General features: G+C 42.4%; 5 protein-coding genes. 4 read left to right on the top strand and 1 reads right to left on the bottom strand.

Annotation, left to right across the window (positions count from 1 at the left end; genetic code table 11):
- Positions 1–10: 10 nt before the first annotated feature.
- From B9J87_RS02050 to B9J87_RS02035, 4 genes are all read left to right on the top strand, one after another.
- Positions 11–373 carry an NADH:ubiquinone oxidoreductase gene (locus B9J87_RS02050; RefSeq protein WP_094125347.1) on the top strand — a complete coding sequence of 121 codons (363 nt, stop codon included), beginning with the start codon at positions 11–13 and terminating at the stop codon, positions 371–373.
- Between the two features lie 209 nt (positions 374–582).
- A complete protein-coding gene (locus B9J87_RS02045; protein WP_094149264.1) occupies positions 583–822 on the top strand; it encodes a hypothetical protein in 240 nt (79 codons plus the stop codon).
- Between the two features lie 164 nt (positions 823–986).
- Positions 987–1,991, top strand: a complete 1,005-nt coding sequence (locus B9J87_RS02040) for a response regulator (RefSeq protein ID WP_013868037.1) — start codon at positions 987–989, stop codon at positions 1,989–1,991.
- A gap of 2 nt (positions 1,992–1,993) precedes the next feature.
- Complete coding sequence (locus tag B9J87_RS02035; protein WP_017047143.1) at positions 1,994–2,434, top strand: PAS domain-containing protein; 441 nt, start codon at positions 1,994–1,996, stop codon at positions 2,432–2,434.
- Between the two features lie 75 nt (positions 2,435–2,509).
- On the opposite strand, the gene B9J87_RS02030 is transcribed toward B9J87_RS02035, so the two are convergent.
- Positions 2,510–3,511, bottom strand: a complete 1,002-nt coding sequence (locus B9J87_RS02030; RefSeq protein ID WP_017050322.1) for a 2-hydroxyacid dehydrogenase — start codon at positions 3,509–3,511, stop codon at positions 2,510–2,512.
- Between the last annotated feature and the right edge of the window lie 298 nt (positions 3,512–3,809).

Raw genomic sequence — 3,809 nt, 5'->3', positions numbered from 1 at the left:
GGTTTACAACATGAAACTAATACTGATTTTAATGGCGTCTGTCTCGGCGGGTGTGGCCTCTGCTGATCACTTTCATTCATTTTTGCTTGGGCTTTACATCTCGTCACTCGCAGTAGGTAGCTGTTACTGGTTTGCGTTTCGAAGTACTAAAGTGCCGGAGTTTGCCCTTTTTCTTCTCATCTGTGGGCTTCTTGCTAAATTGACAGTGACCATTATCGGTGTTGCGTGGGGGATATCAGCGCAATTGATCACATCGCCTTTTATCTTTGCTTTGTCGTATCTCTTCTTCTCTATTGTCGTGACATACCTCTGGTTCAGTTATCGAGATAAATTAACCTCTGCAATTTCTAAAACAACGGCGCATCACGCGTAGCGCACTTAATACATAGCGTCTTTATGCGTAACTTACGCGTAAGATGGTTAATGTGATAGTGAACTAAATTATTTCTGTTAATGCAAAAGGGCTTCCTCACTGGGCCCTTTTGGTGCTTTTGCACTTTAGACTTTTGTCCAAGAGTGGCGCTCATCTTTTCGATATACACTGTTGGCAATGATTATTTATCTCCTGGACAAGGAAGTACTATGGGCATCGGATTATTTTGGGCAGAGAAAGTTATCTTAATGCTGGGCATTATTTTTATTCTGACGAGTATTGTGCGGTATGGTAAACGTAGCCATGACTGGAAAGGTGTCATCACGATGTTTTATCGTCGCATTCCCATGTCAATTGAGGAATATAAGTGGTACCGCTTGGGAGTGGCATTCATTGTTACCGCTATTGTGTTGCGGATTGCTGTACTGACCTTCTGGCCCTCACTATGAGGTTGAAATGAGCGAGCATTGTTGCTTGCTAACCGATGTTTCGCTTGAGTGTGTAGCCTTTTATAACCCCTAAAACTTTTTAATTAATTTTTTGCGCAACTCGCATCTACGCGAGGTTTAGGTATACACTCTATTTATCGAATTAATAAATAGAAGGTGATTACATGTCTTTCCCCGTACTCATCTGTGATGACTCTGCACTGGCTCGGAAGCAGATGGCTCGTTCACTTCCCGCCTCTCTAAACGCCGATATTACTTTCGCAGTCCATGGTTTAGATGGCATCAAAAATCTTGAAGAGCATGATTTTAAATTAATGTTCCTCGATTTAACTATGCCTGAACTGGACGGCTACGGAACGCTAGAAGAGATGCAACGCAGAGGGATGACAACGCCTGTTGTTGTTGTTTCTGGTGATATACAGCCGAAAGCGAAAGATCGAGTATTGGCGTTAGGGGCGCGTGCTTTTATTCAAAAGCCGATTGATAAGGATGTGTTAAATAGCGTACTACGAGAGTTAGTCGAACCGCCAACACAGCCTCGTATCGTTACGCCTATCTCTGTTGAACTACCTATCTTAAAACGTCGTGACATCTATATGGAAGTTGCGAACGTTTCGATTGGTCGAGCAGCTGATGCTCTGGCGCGACACTTTGATGTATTTGTTCATTTACCGCTACCAAACGTCAATATTTTTGAAGTGAGTGAGCTACATATGGCACTTCGTGACTTGGCAGAAAATGATCAAGTTTCTGGTGTATGTCAAGGCTTTAGCGGTGAAGGCATTGCAGGTGAAGCACTGGTGCTCTTGAGTGATTCCAGTGTTTCTGACCTAAAAAAATTAATGAAAGTGCCAGCAGACAGTGAAGAGCTTGAAGAATTAGAACTGTTAATGGATGTATCAAACATATTAGTTGGTTCTTTTCTGAATGGATTAGGCGAGCAATCGGAGGTGCGTTTTTTTCAAAGCTCTCCAGTATTGCTTGGGCAACACATCTCCATTGACTCTGTGATCAATTCAACCGCTGGATCATTTAAAAAAACGATGACGTTTGAAGTGAGCTACAACATTGATCAAACGACGATCCGCTGTGACTTGCTCTTTATGTTTGTCGATGAGTCTCTTCCGTTGCTAGACAGTAAATTAGCGTACTTGATGGAGGATTTTTAACGATGAATCTCCCTGCAGAATTTGAACAGTTCCACTGGATGGTGGATATGGTGCAGAATGTCGATATGGGGCTGATCGTGATTAATCGTGATTACGAAGTGCAAGTGTGGAATGGATTCATGACACACCACAGCGGTATTCAAGGGCACGATGCGATTGGTAAAACCATTTTTGAACTGTTTCCTGAAATCCCCCAAGAGTGGTTTAAGCTCAAAACTAAACCTGTGTATGACTTAGGTTGTCGTAGTTTTATTACTTGGCAGCAGCGCCCATATCTCTTCAAATGTCGTAATGTTCGCCCTGTCACTCAGCAAGCTGATTATATGTACCAAAGCATTACTTTAAACCCGATGCGAACCACGACGGGTAAAATTAATTCATTGTTTTTATCAATACAGGATGCTACATCTGAAGCGTTAGCCTCTTTACAAATACGTTCATAGAATCAGGGTGTTAATGATTTCGAAGCCTCCTTTTGGTGTTTCATCAAGGAGGCTTCATATTAGTGATGGGTTTAATTAATCAAGCGTTATAAGCTCATTTCCGCAACGTTGATTGTTTGCAAAGGAACGAATGTTATCCAAAGTTGTCTGAGCGATATTGTGTAGTGCATCTTCAGTCAAAAAGGCTTGATGTCCCGTAAATAGTACATTGTGGCAAGCCGATAGGCGTCTGAATACATCATCGACAATCACATCATTCGACTTATCTTGAAAGAAAAGATCCTTTTCATTGTCGTAAACATCTAAACCAAGAGCGCCGATACGACCTTGTTTCAGTGCTTCAATTGCTGCAACTGAATCGAGTAATTCACCTCGGCTGGTGTTTACAATCATCACGCCATCTTTCATTTGGGAAAATGCGTGGCTGTTGAGTAAATGGTAGTTCTCTGGAGACATTGGGCAGTGAAGCGTAATCACATCACTTTGTTGGTAGATTTCCTCAAGGCTGCAGTAAGTTGCACCGAGTTCAATCGCCAGAGAGTTCTGATAAGGGTCGAAGCACAGTACCTTCATTCCCAACCCTTTCAAAATGCGCATTGTGGCAATACCAATTTTTCCTGTGCCAACAACTCCCGCGGTTTTACCGAAGAAGTTAAACCCGACCAACCCCTCTAATGAGAAGTTAGCGTCTCGGGTACGCTGATATGCCTTGTGAAAGCGGCGATTCAAACACATCATCATTCCTACAGTGTGCTCTGCCACCGATTCTGGTGAATATGCGGGCACTCGCACCACTTGAATACCCAGCTCTTTTGCGGCATCGAGATCGACTTTATCAAATCCGGCACAGCGCATTGCGATAAGCCTCGTCCCATTTTCATACAATTGGCTCAATACTGGGCGACTTAAGTCGTCATTCACAAAGGCACACACCACAGTGCATCCTTGGGCCATTTTAGCTGTGGCTGGGGTGAGTCGAAAATCGTGAAAGTGCAGCGAGAAGATTTTTGTATCACTGACCTCTGAGAAAGAACTCGCGTCATAAGATTTTGCGCTGAAAAATGCAATGTTGATCATGTTCTCTTCCTAATTAGACTTATAATTTTCACTATAAATACGCCTAATATCACAGAAAATAAACCACAAAATAACTATGTCTTTGGGATGGTAGGAGTTGCGGGGGGATGTCACTAAAATCGAAAACGGATGGATTAATGATAAAAATTCACCACAATCTGTAAAAATCGCCGATAGAAATGTCTGAGTCACCTCTTTTGTGAGTGTGATTTTTCTCACATTTTCGGCACAATGCTGAACAAGGTAACGTTTGCTTATAGTATGAAAGCTTTCGCTAAAATGATGCGTTCTTTAATAA

The organism is Vibrio sp. V19_P1S1T109, assembly GCF_002241375.1.
Taxonomy (GTDB): domain Bacteria; phylum Pseudomonadota; class Gammaproteobacteria; order Enterobacterales; family Vibrionaceae; genus Vibrio; species Vibrio anguillarum.
This window is presented reverse-complemented; position numbering and strand designations above follow the sequence as displayed.